Source organism: Limimaricola sp. AA108-03, from assembly GCF_050847355.1.
GTDB lineage: Bacteria > Pseudomonadota > Alphaproteobacteria > Rhodobacterales > Rhodobacteraceae > Limimaricola.
Map to the genome: position 1 here is coordinate 2,042,508 of NZ_CP193755.1, position 16,146 is coordinate 2,058,653.

Consider the following 16,146-nt stretch of genomic DNA (forward strand, 5'->3'; position numbering starts at 1 on the left):
TCCTGTGTTGTCCCGAGCAATATGCAGCGCTGCTCAGGAACTCAAGCCGCGTCGCCCTCCGCTTCGGCGCGCAGCCGCGCACGATGATGCGCGAGCCAGTACATCATGGCGAGCATCGGGATGACGTCGATCTCGCCCGTCTGCGTCAGCGACATGGCCCGGTCGAAGGGCACGGCGTGCAGCCGCAGATCCTCGTGTTCCTCGTCGAGCCCGCCGCGCCAGCTTTCCTCGCGCGGCAGGTCGGCCAGCGCGAGAAAGCAGTGGAAATGGTCGGTGCTCGACCCCGGTGAGGGGTAGCCCCCGAAGATCGGGATCAGCGCGTCGAGCCGCAGCCCGGCCTCCTCTCGCGCCTCGCGCAACCCGGCCTGCTCGGGCGTCTCGCCGGCATCGACGATGCCCGCCACCGGCTCGAGGCTCCAGGGGTTGGTCGAACCGCGCCGGGCCGGGCCGCTGCGGAACTGCTCGACCAGCAGCACCCGGTCGCGGCGCGGATCATAGGGCAGCACCAGCGTCGCATCGACACCCACCAGCACCTCGCGCGGCAGCGCCTCGGCGCGCCCTCCGTCGAAGCGCCGATGCGACAGGCGCATCGTGGCGAGCTTGAAGAATTCGCCCGAAAGCGGGGCGTCGAGACGCAGCGCCACATCGTCCGCCTGCGCCTCGTGGCGCAGCGTCGCCGGGGCCGGCGTGGCCGCCGCGCGCAACCGGGAACTGGCGCGGGCCGCGATCATCGCTTTCTGACGGGCGAAGCTGGTCGGGCTCAGAGGTGGCGCATGATCGGCGATCTCGCCCGCCATGAGGGCCCATCGTACCCCCTGCCCGTCCCGCCACGCCGCCACGTCCCAGTCCGGGCCGGTCGCCCCGCCCCGCCGCGCGCGGATCTCGGCCATGCGCGGTGCCCCGCCCACGCAGTCCACCTGCGCCTCGAATGTCTCATGGCCGAGCGCCACGCCATAGGCATCGAGCCGGACACGCGCATGCTCTGGCAGCGGCGAGACCAACAGCCCCTCGACCACCGCCCCCTCGCGCGCGACGAGCGACGGGTCGGCGTCCGGCGCGCCGGTCAGAGCGTATCCCGGCAACCGCGCCGGCACCCCGTCGAGCGGCCGAGCCGTGACCGCCTCGAATGTCGCGGCCTCGGCGAGCGGCCCGAAGACGAACAGATCCGACATGCTCAGCTGGCCCGGGAATGGGTGAATTCGAGCAGCAGCCCGATGCCGATCCCGCCCAGCCCCAACAGCAGAATTTCCTGCGGTTGGACGAGCCGAAGCGCGCTTTGCAGCATGAAATCCACCATCGCCTCCATCGCATCCGTCGGGTCGCGAAACCGGCCCCGCCACGATGCGCGCAGCGCGAAGATCGCGCCATGCGTCACCAGCACCGTGAGAAGGCCGATGACCGTCGTGGTGACCCCGTTGCTCACGCCGTCGAGAAGACCGCCCCCGGCGCGCGGCCCGGCGATAAACCAGCCCATGCAAAAGCCGATCACCGCGTTGATCTGCGGCGTGTTCGGGTTCACCGTCAGCCCCTCGAGAAGCGGCAGCGCCAGCACCGATGCGACGAAACCCAGCGCCGCGAACAGCAGGGCCCCGACCAGCTTGGACGCAGTGGGCATGGCGGCTCTCCTCGATATGCGGTGCGTTCAGCCCGGACGGGTCACGGTGATCTGGGTAACGTCGCAATTTCCGGAACGGAAGGTGCTGGCGCAGGAACACAGGTAGAAATTCCACATTCGCCTGAATCTTTCGTCAAAGCCAAGCCGTGCGACCTCGTCCCAGCGCGTGTTGAAGCTGTGGTGCCACTGTCGCAGCGTGCGCGAATAGCTTTCGCCGAAATTGAGCGAACCGGTCACCCGCAGCCCGGCCTGCTCGCTCAGCCGGTGCAGGATACCCGGGCTGGGCAGCATGCCGCCGGGAAAGATGTATTTCTGGATGAAATCGACGCCGTCGCGGTATCTCTCGAAGCGCTGATCCTGCAGGGTGATCACCTGCAGCGTCGCGTGGCGTCCCGGGCGCAGCCGGGCGCTCAGCCGGTCGAAATAGACCGGCCAGTAGCGTTCGCCCACCGCCTCGAACATCTCGATGCTGGCGACGCCGTCATACTGGCCGTCCGCATCCCGGTAATCCTGCAGCCGCAGCTCGACCCGGTCCGACAGCCCGGCCCGGTCGATGCGGGCGCGGGCGAAGTCGAGCTGCGCCTGGCTGATGGTCAGTCCGGTGACCTTCAGCCCCCGCTCGGCGGCGGCGTATTCCGCGAAACCGCCCCAGCCGCAGCCGATCTCGAGCACGTGGTCGCCGGGGCGTACCCCCATGCGGTCGATGAGGCTTTCGTATTTGCGCCGCTGCGCCGCCTCGAGGCTTTGCTGGCTGCCCTCGAACAGCGCCGAGGAATAGGTCATCGAGGGGTCGAGCCAGAGCGCGTAGAACTCGTTGCCGAGATCGTAATGGTGGCGGATGTTGCGCTTGGCCTGAAACTTCGTGTTGGAGCGCAGCCAGTGGCGCAGACGCTCATAGGCGCGCAGCAGCCGGTGGCCGGGGAAGCCGTCGAACAGCACATCCACCTCGTCATGCACGAGGTCGAGCAGCGCCAGCAGATCGGGCGAGGACCAGGCCCCGTCCACATAGGCTTCGGAAAATCCGAGATCGCCTTCCCGGATCAACCGCGCGAAGCAGTCCGGGTCGTGGACGGCGATCTCGGCGGCGAAGCCCGGCGCTTCGCCCTCGGCGCGAAACCGGCGGCCGTCGGGCAGCACGATGTCGAGCCGGCCGCGGCGGATCGATCGCGTCAGTTCGAACACCTGCGCGAAATAGCGTGGCAGCCCGCTCTGCCCCTCGGTGCCGGTCAGGATCATCGGTCGCGCGCCTCCCCGTTCTCACGATCCAGATTACGGATCGAAGCGGGCTTGTCACCTGGCGCGTGACCGGCAAATGCATGGCAAGGCTCAGCTATCGCGCCCCTTATAGGCCGCGAGCGCGCGGTCGCGCCCCTCCGCCGCGCCGACGATCGGGTCGGGATAGGGCATGTCCGCCGACAGCCCCCAGCGGCGCGGCGCCGCCTCGAGAAAGTCGCACGCGGTTCGCGGCGGATCGGCCTGGCCCTCGGCAATCCAGGCGCGCTGATAGGCGCCGTCGGGGTCGAACTTTTCGAGCTGGCTCTCGGGGTTGTAGACGCGGAAATAGGGCGCGGCATCAGGACCGGAGCCCGCGATCCATTGCCAGCCCAGCGCGTTGTTGGCCGGGTCCCAGTCGACGAGGCAGTCGGCGAACCAGTCATGGCCGATCTTCCAATGCGTCATCAGGTGCTTGGTAAGATAGGAGCCGGTGATCATCCGGGCGCGGTTGTGCATCCGCCCCGTCGCGTAGAGCTCGCGCATCGCGGCATCCACGAAGCGCATCCCCGTCCGGCCCCGCTTCCACGCCGTGGCCTCGGGGCTGTCGCCATCCTCGGACCACGGGAACCGGTCCCATTCGGCGCGCCAGTTGCGGGTGATCAGCCGGGGCGTGTGGTGCAGCAGGTGATAGGCGAACTCGCGCCAGAGCAGTTCCTTGAGAAAGGTCTCGGCCCCGCCCGCCCCCGCCTCGCGCGCGCCGAGCGCGGCGCGGTAGCAGCTGCGGATCGAGATTTCGCCATATGTGAGGTTCTCGGACAGGCCCGAGGTGCCCTCGATGTCGGGCCGGTCGCGGGCAATGTGGTAATCCTCGACCCGCTCCGCGACGAAGCGGTCGAGCCGCGCCCGCGCCGCCGTCTCGCCGACGATGAGGTAGCGCGCTACCACGTCCGCCCCGCGCCGCATGTCGCGGCCCATCCGCCAGTCGTCGAGGCGTTCGCTGTCGGGCCAGCTTTCGGGCGCGGGCAGCCGTGCCGGCGTGGGCAGCGGGTCGCCCGGATCGCGGCTGCGCACCGCCTTCATGTATGGGGTGTAGACCTTGTAGTAACCGCCGGTCTTGGTCTCGACGCTTTCGGGCTCGAACAACAGATGGCCCGTGAAATCGCGGGTTTCGATGCCCTCCGCGTCGAGACCTTCCATGGCTTCGGCATCGCGTGTTCGCGCCTCGGGGTCGTAGGCGCGGCTCCACCAGACCGCCCGCGCCCCGGTCTCCGCGACCAGTGTCCGCAGGCTGTCGAGCGCACGGCCACGCCGAAGGATCAGCTTCGAGCCGATGCCGTCCAGATCGCGCGCGAGGCTTTCGAGCGAGAGACCGAGCCGGAAACGGGGCGCGGCGCCCTGCCCCTCGACCACCTCGTCATGCACGAAGACCGGGATCAGCGGCGCGCCGGTCTCGACCGCCTCGGCCAGCATCGGGTGATCGGCCAGCCGCAGGTCGCGGCGGAACCACAGAAGGATCGGGGCGGGCATGGGGTCACTCCTCGGCGCTTTTGCCCCGAGCTAGCGCCCCGCCGTGCCGATCAAGCCGCGCCGTCGCGTCGCAGCGGCTCGGCCGGATGCTCCGCCCGCGCGGTCTGCACCGTCAGCTCCTCGCGGGTGCGCGGCAGCGCGTGCGGGATCTCGGCCTGAATCCAGGCCACCAGCTTTTCGCGGATCTCGCAGCGCAGGTCGAAGGCGCGCCCGGCATTGCGGGCCGAGGCCAGCACCCGCACCTCCATCACCCGTTCGCGGAAATCGGTGACGGCGAGGTTGAACACGTCGCGGTCCCACAGCGCGCTCGCCTCGGTGATCTCGCGCGCCTTGTCGCGGATCCGGTCGATCGGCGCGGAATGGTCGAGATAGAGCAGCACCGAGCCGATCAGGGTCGAATTCTCGCGGGTCCAGTTCTGGAACGGTTGCTCGATGAAGTAGCTCAGCGGCACGATCATCCGCCGCCAGTCCCAGATCCGGATCACCACGTAGGTCGAGGTGATCTCCTCGACATTGCCCCATTCGCCTTCGACGATCAGCGCGTCGTCGATCCGGATCGGCTGGGTCATGGCAAGCTGGATCCCGGCGAAGAGGTTCTTGAGCACCGGCTGCAGCGCGAGGCCCGCGACGATGCCAGCGGCCCCCGCCGAGGCCAGCAGCGACACGCCGTATTGGCGTACCTCCTCGAAGGTCATCAGCGCCGTGGCGATGGCGACGATGGAGATCAGGACAGAGGCGACGCGCAGGAATATCTTGGTCTGGGTGACATGCTTGCGCGCGAGGAGATTGTCCTCGGCGTCGAGCGTGTAGCGACGCAGATGCAGCTTGGCCCAGACATCGAGCACCACCCGCGCGATCCAGCCGATGAGCAGGATCGTCCCCACCAGCACGAGGTGCTGCAGCCCCCGCTCATCCGACGGCGAGAGCGGCGCGACGGCGGCGGCGGGCGCCATGAAGAAGAAGATCAGGCCGAGCCGGGCGGGTCCGCGCGTCTGCCGCACCAGTTCGCGGCGGAACATCGCGCTGCCTTGGGCCCAGCGACCGAGCGCGCGGTAGATCAGCGCATGGACGAGGCAGGCCAGCGCGATGGCGAGGCCGAAATCGATCAGGATCACGGCCCAGGCCGGCAGCCAGCCAAGGCCTACATCGGAGAAGGTCTGGAATAGCATCATGCGGCGGGATGATAGGCGCGCGCTTCGCGCCGAAAACCCCCGCAGGCGCCTTTTCGCCGCAATGCGGCGAAGCGCGGCGCGTGAAGCGGCCCCGAAGACGGGGCCGCTCCGTTTTTCATCACGGCGTCGGGTTCTTGCGCTCGTTCTTGAGCGCGATGAAGATCGCCACGCACATCATCAGAAGCAGGAAGGCAAAGGGGAAGCCAGTGGCCACCGCCATCGCCTGCAGCGCCGCGAGACCGCCGCCCAAGAGCAGCGCGATCGCCACGAGACCCTCGAAGACGCACCAGAACACCCGCTGCGGCAGCGGGCCGTCGACCTTGCCGCCGGAGGTGATGGTGTCGATCACGAGCGATCCCGAATCCGACGAGGTCACGAAGAACACGATCACCAGAATGATGCCGATCAACGAGGTGATCGTGGCCAGCGGCAGCTGGCTCAGCATCTCGAACAGCTGCACCGGCAGCGCCGCCTCGGCCGCGCCCTGGAAGCCGTCCACCACCACCTGGGTGATCGCGGTACCGCCGAAGACGCTCATCCACAGGATGCAGACCATCGATGGCACCAGCAGCACGGCGATCATGAATTCGCGCACGGTGCGGCCGCGGCTGACCCGGGCGATGAACATGCCGACGAAGGGCGACCAGGAGATCCACCAAGCCCAGTAGAAGGCGGTCCAGCCCTGCGAAAAGTTGGCGTCCTCGCGCCCGAAGGGCTGGCTCAGCGCCGGGAAGTTGGTGACATAGGCCCAGAGCGAGGCGAAGAAGGTGCTGATGATGGTGCCGGTCGGGCCGACGAAGAGCACGAACAGCAAGAGCAGGAAGGCCAGCACCATGTTGATCTCGGAGGCGCGCTTCACGCCGCCGTCGAGACCGGCCATGACCGAGACCGTGGCCACGGCGGTGATGCCGAGGATCAACAGGATCTTGAGACCGGCGCCGGTGCGGCCGATCTCGTCGCCCTCGGGGTTCAACAGCGGATTGTTGTAGCTCAGGCCGAACACCGAACGGGTGTTCTCGGCGGTGTCACCGGTGCCGAACAGGAAATCCATCCCCGCGACCGCTTGCTCCGCGCCGAAGCCCAGCGAGGTGGCGAGACCGAACAGCGTGGCGAAGACCGCGACGATGTCGATGATGTGGCCGGTCCAGCCCCAGACCCGCTCACCGAAGATCGGGTAGAAGGCCGAGCGGATGGTGAGTGGCAGGCCCTGATTGTAGCTGAACAGACCCAGCGCCAGCGCCACCACGGCATACATCGCCCAGGGGTGCAGGCCCCAATGGTAGATGGTCGCCGCCATGCCCAGCCGCCGCGCCGCCTCGGCGTCGCCCTCGGCGCCGGACAGCGGCGCCCAGCTTTCGGGGCTGCCCGCGCCCTCGGCGAAGGAGGTCGAGAAATGCGACAGCGGCTCGGAGACGCCGTAGAACATCAGACCGATGCCCATGCCGGCGGCGAAGAGCATCGCGAACCAGCCCGCATAGCCGTAATCGGGCCGCGCCGCCGCGCCGCCCAGCCGGACCGAGCCCAGCGGCGTCACGATCAGCAACAGGCCGAACAGCACGAAGATGTTGCCGCCGAGGATGAAGAACCACGAGAAGTTCGCGGTAAGCCAGTCGCGCACGCTCTCGAACAGCGCGGTCGCGGCCTCGGGCACCATCAGCGTGCCCAAGACGAAGGCCACGATGCCGAGGCCCGCGATCAGGAAGACCGGGTTGTGGATGTCGAGCCCGAAAGGCCCGATCTGCGTCTGAATGTTGTCCTGACCGACCTCGTAATCGGTCTCGTCGATAAGCCGCGTCGTTTCCGCGGCGTCTGGATCGGTGTCCGGCGTCGTCATCGTCACCCCCATGCTTGATGTCACACGAAGACCTAGGCCCGGGGGGCCGAGGTCAAGAAAACGTGTGTCTGTCACATGATATCACGGAATGCGACCCCGTGACGCCTCGCGTCACGGGGTCAACCGATGCGTGTCGGCACCGCGTCTCAGCCGGCGACGTCGACCACGACCCGGCCGCGCACCTGGCCCTTGAGGATCTCCGCGCCCAGCTCGGGCAGATCGCCCAGCCGCGCCGGCCGGATCATCGCGCGCAGCTTTTCCATCGGCAACTCGCGGGCGATCCGCTCCCAGGCGGTGACGCGGTTCTCATAAGGCTGCATGACGCTGTCGATCCCCAGCAGGTTCACGCCGCGCAGCAGGAACGGGATCACCTTGGCCGGCAGGTCAGCGCCGCCCGCCAGACCCACCGCCGCCACCGAGGCGCCGTGGTTCATCTGGCCCAGCACCCGCGCCAGCATCGCCCCGCCGACCGCGTCGATGCAGCCCGCCCAGCGTTCGCTCTCGAGCGGCTTCTTTGTGGTCTCGTTCAACTCGGCGCGCGGCACGATCGAGGCAGCGCCGAGATCACGCAGGTAATCCTCGGTTTCCGGCCGCCCCGTCACCGCGGCCACCTCGTGGCCGAGCGAGGCGAGGATCGCGGTGGCGACCGAGCCGACGCCGCCCGCCGCCCCAGTGACCAGCACCGGCCCCTGCCCGGTCTTCAACCCGTGCGCCTCGAGCGCCATCACTGCGAGCATCGCAGTGAGACCGGCGGTGCCCACCGCCATCGCGTCGCGGGTCGACAGCCCCTCGGGCAGCGGCACCAGCCAGTCCGCCTTGACCCGGGCGCGAGTGGCGTAGCCGCCCCAATGCGCCTCGCCGACGCGCCAGCCGGTCAGGATCACCTTGTCGCCGGGCTTGTAGCGGGCATCGTCCGAGGCCTCGACCGTGCCGGCGAAATCGACGCCCGGCACATGCGGGTAATTGCGCACCAACCCGCCGCCCGGGCCGATGCACAGCCCGTCCTTGTAGTTGAGCGTGGAATATTCGACCGCGACGGTCACGTCGCCCTCCGGCAGGCGGGCGTCATCGAGCTCCTGCACCGAGGCATGGGTCGCGCCCGCCTCGTCCTTCTCGACCAAAAGCGCCTTGAACATCGGAATCCTCCCTCGGGCCGCGTTGTCGTTGCGGGCATGAATGCATGTCGCGCGGCACGGCGCAATCGCCGGGGCGCTCATCGCTCTTGATGCGGCGAGGGGCCGCTTCTAGGCTTCGGCAGATGCGCGGGAGCCGCGCAACCAACTGGAGCGATTGCATGATCCTATCTCGCCTTCTCGGAGCCGCGTCCCTCGCCGCCCTCGCCACCGCCGCCGCCGCGCAGGACGGCAATCTCACCATCCTCGACTACCCGGGCTTCGAGGAGCCGTCCTTCCATCCCGCCTATGGCGAAGCGCATGGCGAGCCGACCTATTCCTTCTTCGGCGACGAGGAGGAGGCGTTCCAGAAACTGCGCGCCGGTTTCCAGGCCGACATCACCCATATCTGCGCCGGCTCGGTCACCAAATGGACCGAGAGCGGGCTGATCGAGCCTTGGGACACGTCGCGGATCGAGGCTTGGGACACGCTCGACCAGAACCTGACCGGCCAGCAGGTCGGCGGCGAAACCGAAGAGGTCTATTTCATCCCGACCGATTTCGGCTCCACCGCCATCGCCTACAACCCCGACGAGGTCGCCGAGGAGGACGTGGCCTCGCTCGAGGTCTTCAAGAACCCGAAATTTGCGGGCCGCATGGCGCTGCCCGACAATGTCGACGACGCCTATGCGCTGGCCTATCTGGCCACCGGCACCACGGACTGGACCGAGGCCGGCGAGGCCGAGTTCGAGGCCGCCTCGAACTGGCTGCGCGAGGTGCATCCGAACCTGCGCACCTACTGGACCGACCCGGCCGAGCTGAGCCAGCTGATGGCCACCGGCGAGGTGCTGGTGAGCTGGGCCTGGAACGAGACCTATCCGACCATGGTCGAGGAAGGCCGCCCGATCGGCTTCCAGCGCGAGACCGCTGAGGGCTCGTCGCTGTGGCTGTGCGGCTATGTCAACATGAAGGATGCGCCGGGCGAGGAGGATCTCGCCTATGACTACATCAACGCGATGCTGGCCCCCGAGGCGGCGATGCCGCTCCTGGAGGCGGGCTTCGGTTCGGCCAACGCCGCGGCGCTGGGCGAGATCGACGAGGCGACGCTGACCGCCTCGGGGCTCGAGCAGATCGAGGTGCCGGTGCTGGCGCAGCTGCCGATCTCGAACGCGCTGCGCGAGCAGCACGCCGAGACCTTCGAGATGATCAAGTCCGGCTTCTGATCCGGGATGGGGGCCGCGCTTTCGCGCGCGGCCCCCTTTTCAAGCCGGGCCCGCCCCCCTATATTCGCCATGTTCCTTCGGGGACTATGGACATAAACGCGCCTGTAATAAGCGGATCGGACCCGGGGGCGGTACCCGGCGGCTCCACCAAACATCCCTCGTTGGGGGCAGATGGGGCCGAAACAGGATCGACGAACGTGTAAAGAGGTGGCTTTGTCTCGGTGAGGTACCACCGATATCGGTCCAAAATTGTACAGTTGCCAACGACAACCGTGCTCCGGCTATGGCTCTGGCTGCTTAAGCAGTCCGGGTTGCCGAAACTTAAGTCCTTGCGCCTAGCAGCGTAAGGCGGGGTTCGCAGGCACCTGGCAACAGAAGCCTGCACTTTTCCCGCTCATTTCATCGGTCTGCCGCGAAGCGACTTGCCCGGCCCGCATTGCCCGGTGCAGCATGGGTCATGGCCCGGCTTCCGCTTCTTGCTCTCGCCCTCGCCTGCTTGTCCTGGCCTGCCTCGGCGCGAGCCTGCGACACCGCGCTTCTGCTCGCGATGGACGTGTCCAACTCGGTGGACGAGGCCGAATACCGGCTGCAGGTCGACGGGCTGGCCGACGCGCTCGAGGATCCGGTGGTGATCGAGGCGGTGCTCACGGGCCAGGTGGCGCTGGCGGTGCTGCAATGGTCGGACTCGTCGCAACAGCGCGTCACCAGCGATTGGCGCCAGCCGCCCGACCATGCGGCGCTGTCGCGGCTCGCCGCCGAGATCCGCGCCACGCCGCGCGCCTTCGTGATGGGCGGCACCGCCCCGGCCGAGGCGCTGTCGGCGGCGCTGCATCTGATGGAGCGCGCCCCCGATTGCCACCGCAAGGTGATCGACGTCTCCGGCGACGGCACGCCCAATGACGGCGGTGATGTCGGCGGGCCGCAGCGCCGGGCCGAGGCGATGGGGGTGACGATCAACGGGCTCGCCATCGAGAGCCTCGGCCTCGCGATCACCGGGTTCTACCGCAGCCGCGTCGCCACCCGCGACGGCTTCGTGCTCACCGCGCGCGGGCATCGCGAATATCCCGAGGCGATCCGGATGAAGCTGCGCCGGGAACTGGTGCGGGTGATGGGCCGTGCCGACCCGCCCTGACCCCCTTGCCCCCTTTCATCCGGCCTCGAATCCCTTATGCTTGCCCGGACTGCGAAAGGATGACGCGACGTGACCCGGCCTGCCAACCGCTCGATCGACTACGGAAACCTCATGCATCGGGCGATGCGCGGGCTGATCCAACAGGTGCTGACGCGGGTGGCCGCGGAAGGCCTGCCCGGAAAGCATCACTTCTTCATCACCTTCGACACCATGCATCCCGACGTGGAGATCGCGGACTGGCTTTCGGACCGCTACCCGGGCGAGATGACCATCGTGATCCAGCACTGGTTCGACAATCTCACCGTCACCGACGAGGGATTCTCGGTCACGCTCAACTTCGGCGACAGCCCCGAACCGCTCTACATCCCCTTTGACGCGATCCGCACCTTCGTCGACCCCTCGGTCGAGTTCGGCCTGCGCTTCGAGAACCAGGAGGATGACGAGGAGGACGCCGACGAGGAGGCGCCGATGCAGGAAATGGCCGAGCCAGAGGATGATGACGAGGCGCCGAAGAAGGGCGCCGCCCAGGTCGTCAGTCTCGACAGCTTCCGCAAGTCCTGAGCGTCTGGCCGGCGGCGATTTGGCAATTGCCCCGGAGGCGGCCCACGCGGTAGATGGCATGCGACGGCATACCAGGGAGATCGCGATGAGCCAGACCAGCCCCACCCGCACCGAATCCGACAGCTTCGGCCCGCTCGAGGTCCGCGCGGACCGCTACTGGGGCGCGCAAACGCAGCGCTCGATCCTGAACTTCCCGATCGGCTGGGAAAAGCAGCCCGTGGCAATCGTGCGCGCGCTGGGCGTGATCAAGCAGGCCTGCGCCGAGGCCAACAAGGCCCGCGGCAAGCTCGATGCCCGCCTCGCCGATGCGATGATCCAGGCGGCCTCCGAAGTGGTGGCCGGCAAGCTCGACGATCATTTCCCGCTGGTGGTCTGGCAGACCGGCTCGGGCACCCAGTCCAACATGAACGCCAACGAGGTGATCTCGAACCGCGCCATCGAGATCCTGGGCGGCGAGATCGGCTCCAAGGACCCGGTGCATCCCAACGATCATGTCAACATGGGCCAGTCCTCGAACGACACCTTCCCCACCGCGATGCACATCGCCGTCGCCACCACCGCGCGCGACGTGACGCTGCCGGGGCTGGAGAAGCTGCACGCCGAGCTGGCGGCCAAGGCCGAGGCCTTCAAGGACATCATCAAGATCGGCCGTACGCATACCATGGATGCGACGCCGCTGACGCTGGGCCAGGAATTCGGCGGCTACGCGCATCAGGTCGCGATGGGCATCCGTCGCGTCAAGGCGGCGCTGCCGGCGATCTACGAGCTGGCGCAGGGCGGCACCGCCGTGGGCACCGGGCTCAACACGCCGCAGGGCTGGGGCGAGACCGTGGCCGAGAACATGGCGAAGATCACCGGACTGCCCTTCGTCACCGCCCCGAATAAGTTCGAGGCGCTGGCCGCGCATGACGCGATGGTCGAGATGTCGGGCGCGCTGCGGGTGGTGGCGGGCTCCCTGTTCAAGATCGCCAACGACATCCGCCTTCTGGGCTCCGGCCCGCGTTGCGGCCTCGGAGAGCTGATGCTGCCCGAGAACGAGCCCGGCTCCTCGATCATGCCCGGCAAGGTCAACCCGACCCAGTGCGAGGCGCTGACGCAGGTCTGCGCGCATGTGATGGGCAACGACGCCGCCGTGGGCTTCGCCGGGTCGCAGGGCCATTTCGAGCTCAACGTCTACAAGCCGATGATCGCCTACAACGTGCTGCAGTCGATGCAGCTTCTGGGTGATGCCGCGGTGGCCTTCACCGACAATTGCGTCGCCGGCATCGAGGCCAACGAGGAGCGGATCGGCAAGCTGATGCGCGAAAGCCTGATGCTGGTGACCGCGCTGGCGCCGACCATCGGCTACGACAACGCCACCACGGTCGCCAAGACCGCGCACAAGAACGGCACGACGCTCAAGGAAGAGGCGATCAACCTCGGCTTCGTCGATGCCGAGACCTTCGACCGGGTGGTGCGTCCCGAGGAGATGATCGGCCCGAAATGAAGCCGGTGAACCTGAACCAGTTCAGGAAGAACAAGGCGCGGGCCGAGAAGAAGGCCCGCGCCGACGCCAATTCCGCGAAGTTCGGCCGCAGCAAGGCCGAAAAAGACCGCGACGCGGCCGAGGCCGAGGCGGCAGCGAAGCGGCTCGACGGGCATCGCCGCGACGATGAGTGACGGCCGACCCGTCAAGCGATCGCTGACGCTCAGGGGACACCGTACCAGCGTGTCGCTTGAGGACGCATTCTGGCGCGCCTTCCGCGACATCGCCGCCCGCGAGCGGCGCACGATCAACGGTCTCGCGGCCGAAATCGACGAAGCGCGCGGTGATGTCGGCCTCGCTTCGGCAATCCGGGTCTTCGTGCTGCACTGGGTCATGGATAATTAGGCATCTCTGTCGCCCGAAGCCTGGCTCACACACATGTTCAGCGCCAGAAGCGCCGTGCAAGGTGGCGTGCTGCGTCGCAAGACCCGGGACGTGGAGCGCTATGTCGGGCGCGAAGCGTTCCTCGCGGAGATGCGCCGGCGCGGCTTTTCGGTGGTGGAGAATGCGGGTCAATTCGTGATCTTCTGCAATCGCGAGCCGATCCGGCGGATCCTGTGATCCGAATTCTTCGCAGAATTCGGTCCGGAACCTTCAAAGGTTCCGGCTAGCCGCGTTCCGTCACCCGCAACCGGATACCGCCCCTGGCGCGCACCGTCAGATGCGCCACCGGCACGGGCGCATCGCCCTCGACCGCCTCGAAGCGGAAGCGCGACAGCAGCGCCGCCAACAGCATGGCCGCCTCGGCCATCGCGAAGCCTGCACCGGGACAGACCCGCGGCCCCGCACTGAAGGGCATGTAGGCACAGCGCATGCTTTCCTTTGTCTCGACCCGGCCCCAACGATCCGGGTCGAAATGATCCGGGTTTTCCCAGAACCGCTCGTGCCGATGCAGGTGCCAAGGCGACAACACCACTTGCGTGCCTCGCCGCAGGGATCGTTCCCGGAAGCGCTCGGGCTTGAGCGTCTCGCGCACCATCATCGGCACCGGCGGGTAAAGGCGCAGCGCCTCACGCGTGCAATCTCGGATGAGCTGCAAGCCGGAGAGCCCGGAGAACGCACCGGTAAAACGTCGTGCCTCGGCGGCAGCGCAGTCCTGGATATCAGGATGCGTGGCGAGCAGGTAGAGCGTCCAGGCAAGGCTGGCCGCGCTGGTTTCGTGCCCTGCCAGGAAGAAGATCGCCACCTGATCGACCATCTCTTCGCGCGAGAATTGCGCGCCGGTTTCAGGGTCCGGCGTTGTCATGATCTTGGTTGCGAGATCGCGCGGTGCCGTGCCTGCCGCGATCTCCGCCGCCCGCGTCTCGACCAGCCCGGCGATCAGCGCCCTGATCCGCCGTGCGGTGGCGCGGGTCTCGCGCGAATGCAGCTGCGGCATCCAGGCAGGCCCCTTCACGAAAGCGGCCAGGTTCAGCAAGGGCTGGCTGCGTTGATGGGCATGGAAGGACTGATAGGTGGCCTGGGCCGTTTCATGCTCGATCGGCAGCGAGAACAGCGTGCGAAAGATCACGTCGGCAGCGGCATGGCTCGCCTGTTCCTCGATCTCGACCGCGCGCCCATCGGCCAAGGGCGCCAGCCGCGCCACCGCCGCAGCACCTGCCGCCTGCATGGCGGCAAAGCTCTCCTTCAGCCGACCGCCCTCGAAGGCCGGATCGATGATCCGCCGCTGTCGTTCCCATGTCGCGCCATTGGTGAGAAACACCGACGCGCCAAGCAGCGGCCGCAGACCCGCGCCGATCCGTTCGGATTTCGGAAAATCGTGCGGCCGCTTCTTCAGCACCAACCGCAGCAGCGCCGGATCATTGATCAGTACCGATCGGAAGAACGGGGTGCGAAACTCCGCCATCCAGGCGCGGTAGAGCCGAGCTGGCTGGGCCGAGAGGATATCGGCGCGAAACAGCTTCAGGTGCCGCCAGAGCGACACGCGCGGCGCGCGGGGCACGGGCTTGGGCGGCAGAGGGTTCATGCGGCAGTGGTCACATGGGGCGAGAGCGGCCTGCGGATCGCCTGGCGCGACGGCGAACGCTCCGCGAAGCGCGCCGCCAGCGTCAGCGGCCCGGCGGTGACGCGGAAATAATCGTAATCGCCGGGACGATCGAAGGCGCAGAGATATTGGAAATGCAGCCGGAAGAAGCGCCAGCGCAACTCGCGCCAGCGGGCCGGGCTCAGCGTTCGGGTGAAGGCGGCGGAGACCACCAGCGGCCACCGCTGCCCCTCGGGGGCCACCCCCGACACCGCCACCGGGTCGCACAGCGCGAAGGCGCAGCCATCGCCCGGGGCGGTCACGTCGAGCCATGTCAGCTCATCCCGGGTCGAGAGATAGGCGAGATCGGCGCGCAGGCGACGCGCTTCGGGCAAAAAGGACATCATCGGCACCACCTGCCCCAACGATACGAACCCCAGCGCCGGGCCGCCTGCGGGCACCCGGCTCGCGCGGATCAGGTCCGACAGCACCGAGACGGCGAGATGCGCGCCGGAGGAATGCCCGACCAAGAGAACCTCGTCGACATCCTCGTGCAGCGCCGCCGCGATCCGATCGGCGAACTGTGCCAGACGCCTCTCGAGCGCATCCGGGTTGGCGCCGCGCCAGCGGGCGGCGAAGGCGTAATCATGCATCAGGTAATAGGCGAAGAACCGGCGGTCCTTCCGACGAAACCAGTGCAGCGCGCCCCAGGCCGTCAGGGCCAGCACGGGCCAGAAGACGAGCGCCGACGGCGCCCCCGAGGCGGCCATGAGCCACTCAGCGAGACGGCCCGCCAACGCCCCGAGCCCGAGCGCGAGGCCAAGCTGCAGAAGCAGCATGACCACCGGGTAGAGCGCGGCGATCACAGGCCCCTTTCGAAGCCGCATCAGGCGCGGCAGCGCGCCGCTCGCGATGTAGGTCCATGCTGTCCTGAGAAGCTGTGCATAGGTCGCGGCGACGCCGCCTCGCATCTGCTCGCGCACGATGTCCGACCAGACCAGCACTTCGAACTCGGCGCGCTGCTCAGATCCCTCGATCCGGGCCTCGACATTCCAGCCAAAGCGGCGGCCGGTCGCCGGAGACAGGGTCAGGTCGAATCCCGAAACAACCGCTTGGGCGGCGGCTTCTCGGCGATAGAGTTCGCGGTAGCGGCGCGGGTGGATCGGGTCGAAGCCGGGGATGTAGAAGACCCGCCGCCTGCGCACCCGTCCCGGTCTCGATCCGTCCATGGCCCCTCCCGTCATGGCGCCAGACTAGACGAGGAAAC

16 protein-coding genes and 1 other RNA gene are annotated in these 16,146 nt (G+C 67.9%); 8 read left to right on the forward strand and 9 right to left on the reverse strand.

Annotated elements, in window-relative coordinates; genetic code table 11:
- Positions 1-41 precede the first annotated feature (41 nt).
- From ACRAQ3_RS09965 to acuI, 7 genes are all read right to left on the reverse strand, one after another.
- The gene (locus ACRAQ3_RS09965; RefSeq protein WP_432254522.1) at positions 42-1,172 is read right to left on the reverse strand and encodes an NUDIX domain-containing protein; all 1,131 of its coding nucleotides are present in this window, start codon (positions 1,170-1,172) and stop codon (positions 42-44) included.
- 2 nt (positions 1,173-1,174) lie between these two features.
- Entirely contained in the window at positions 1,175-1,615 is a 441-nt protein-coding gene (locus ACRAQ3_RS09970) for a TrgA family protein (protein ID WP_269395896.1), read from the reverse strand.
- A gap of 27 nt (positions 1,616-1,642) precedes the next feature.
- Positions 1,643-2,851, reverse strand: coding sequence for an SAM-dependent methyltransferase (locus ACRAQ3_RS09975; protein WP_269395897.1), 1,209 nt, complete (start codon positions 2,849-2,851; stop codon positions 1,643-1,645).
- A gap of 90 nt (positions 2,852-2,941) precedes the next feature.
- Positions 2,942-4,357 carry a cryptochrome/photolyase family protein gene (locus ACRAQ3_RS09980; RefSeq protein WP_432254523.1) on the reverse strand — a complete coding sequence of 472 codons (1,416 nt, stop codon included), beginning with the start codon at positions 4,355-4,357 and terminating at the stop codon, positions 2,942-2,944.
- Positions 4,358-4,407: 50 nt separating this feature from the next.
- The gene (locus tag ACRAQ3_RS09985; RefSeq protein WP_432254524.1) at positions 4,408-5,529 is read right to left on the reverse strand and encodes a mechanosensitive ion channel family protein; all 1,122 of its coding nucleotides are present in this window, start codon (positions 5,527-5,529) and stop codon (positions 4,408-4,410) included.
- A gap of 118 nt (positions 5,530-5,647) precedes the next feature.
- A complete protein-coding gene (locus ACRAQ3_RS09990; protein WP_269395900.1) occupies positions 5,648-7,363 on the reverse strand; it encodes a BCCT family transporter in 1,716 nt (571 codons plus the stop codon).
- Between the two features lie 146 nt (positions 7,364-7,509).
- On the reverse strand, positions 7,510-8,499 hold the full coding sequence (gene acuI / locus ACRAQ3_RS09995; RefSeq protein ID WP_269395901.1) for an acryloyl-CoA reductase: 990 nt from the start codon (positions 8,497-8,499) through the stop codon (positions 7,510-7,512).
- 158 nt (positions 8,500-8,657) lie between these two features.
- Between acuI and ACRAQ3_RS10000 the strand changes: the two genes are divergently transcribed.
- The 8 genes from ACRAQ3_RS10000 (at position 8,658) to ACRAQ3_RS10035 (ending at position 13,477) form a co-directional block, all read left to right on the forward strand.
- Positions 8,658-9,698: an ABC transporter substrate-binding protein gene (locus ACRAQ3_RS10000; protein WP_269395902.1), complete on the forward strand. Its 1,041-nt coding sequence runs from the start codon at positions 8,658-8,660 to the stop codon at positions 9,696-9,698.
- Between the two features lie 32 nt (positions 9,699-9,730).
- Positions 9,731-10,084: a transfer-messenger RNA gene (gene ssrA, locus ACRAQ3_RS10005) on the forward strand.
- A 71-nt stretch (positions 10,085-10,155) separates the two neighbouring features.
- Positions 10,156-10,830, forward strand: coding sequence for a DUF1194 domain-containing protein (locus tag ACRAQ3_RS10010; protein WP_269395903.1), 675 nt, complete (start codon positions 10,156-10,158; stop codon positions 10,828-10,830).
- Positions 10,831-10,941: 111 nt separating this feature from the next.
- Positions 10,942-11,391 (forward strand): SspB family protein, encoded by a 450-nt coding sequence (locus tag ACRAQ3_RS10015; RefSeq protein ID WP_432256277.1) that lies wholly within the window; start codon positions 10,942-10,944, stop codon positions 11,389-11,391.
- An 85-nt stretch (positions 11,392-11,476) separates the two neighbouring features.
- Positions 11,477-12,877, forward strand: a complete 1,401-nt coding sequence (gene fumC / locus ACRAQ3_RS10020) for a class II fumarate hydratase (RefSeq protein ID WP_432254525.1) — start codon at positions 11,477-11,479, stop codon at positions 12,875-12,877.
- Positions 12,874-13,050, forward strand: coding sequence for a DUF4169 family protein (locus tag ACRAQ3_RS10025; protein ID WP_432254526.1), 177 nt, complete (start codon positions 12,874-12,876; stop codon positions 13,048-13,050). The genes fumC and ACRAQ3_RS10025 overlap by 4 nt, the downstream gene beginning before the upstream one ends.
- Entirely contained in the window at positions 13,043-13,261 is a 219-nt protein-coding gene (locus ACRAQ3_RS10030) for a ribbon-helix-helix domain-containing protein (protein ID WP_432254527.1), read from the forward strand. Before ACRAQ3_RS10025 ends, ACRAQ3_RS10030 begins: the two co-directional genes overlap by 8 nt.
- A gap of 33 nt (positions 13,262-13,294) precedes the next feature.
- On the forward strand, positions 13,295-13,477 hold the full coding sequence (locus ACRAQ3_RS10035; protein ID WP_306467175.1) for an N-(5'-phosphoribosyl)anthranilate isomerase: 183 nt from the start codon (positions 13,295-13,297) through the stop codon (positions 13,475-13,477).
- Positions 13,478-13,523: 46 nt separating this feature from the next.
- Here the strand turns inward: ACRAQ3_RS10035 and ACRAQ3_RS10040 are convergent, their stop codons facing one another.
- Together ACRAQ3_RS10040 and ACRAQ3_RS10045 are read right to left on the reverse strand one after the other, a co-directional pair.
- Entirely contained in the window at positions 13,524-14,882 is a 1,359-nt protein-coding gene (locus ACRAQ3_RS10040; RefSeq protein WP_432254528.1) for a cytochrome P450, read from the reverse strand.
- The gene (locus ACRAQ3_RS10045) at positions 14,879-16,108 is read right to left on the reverse strand and encodes a hypothetical protein (protein WP_432254529.1); all 1,230 of its coding nucleotides are present in this window, start codon (positions 16,106-16,108) and stop codon (positions 14,879-14,881) included. The genes ACRAQ3_RS10040 and ACRAQ3_RS10045 overlap by 4 nt, the downstream gene beginning before the upstream one ends.
- Between the last annotated feature and the right edge of the window lie 38 nt (positions 16,109-16,146).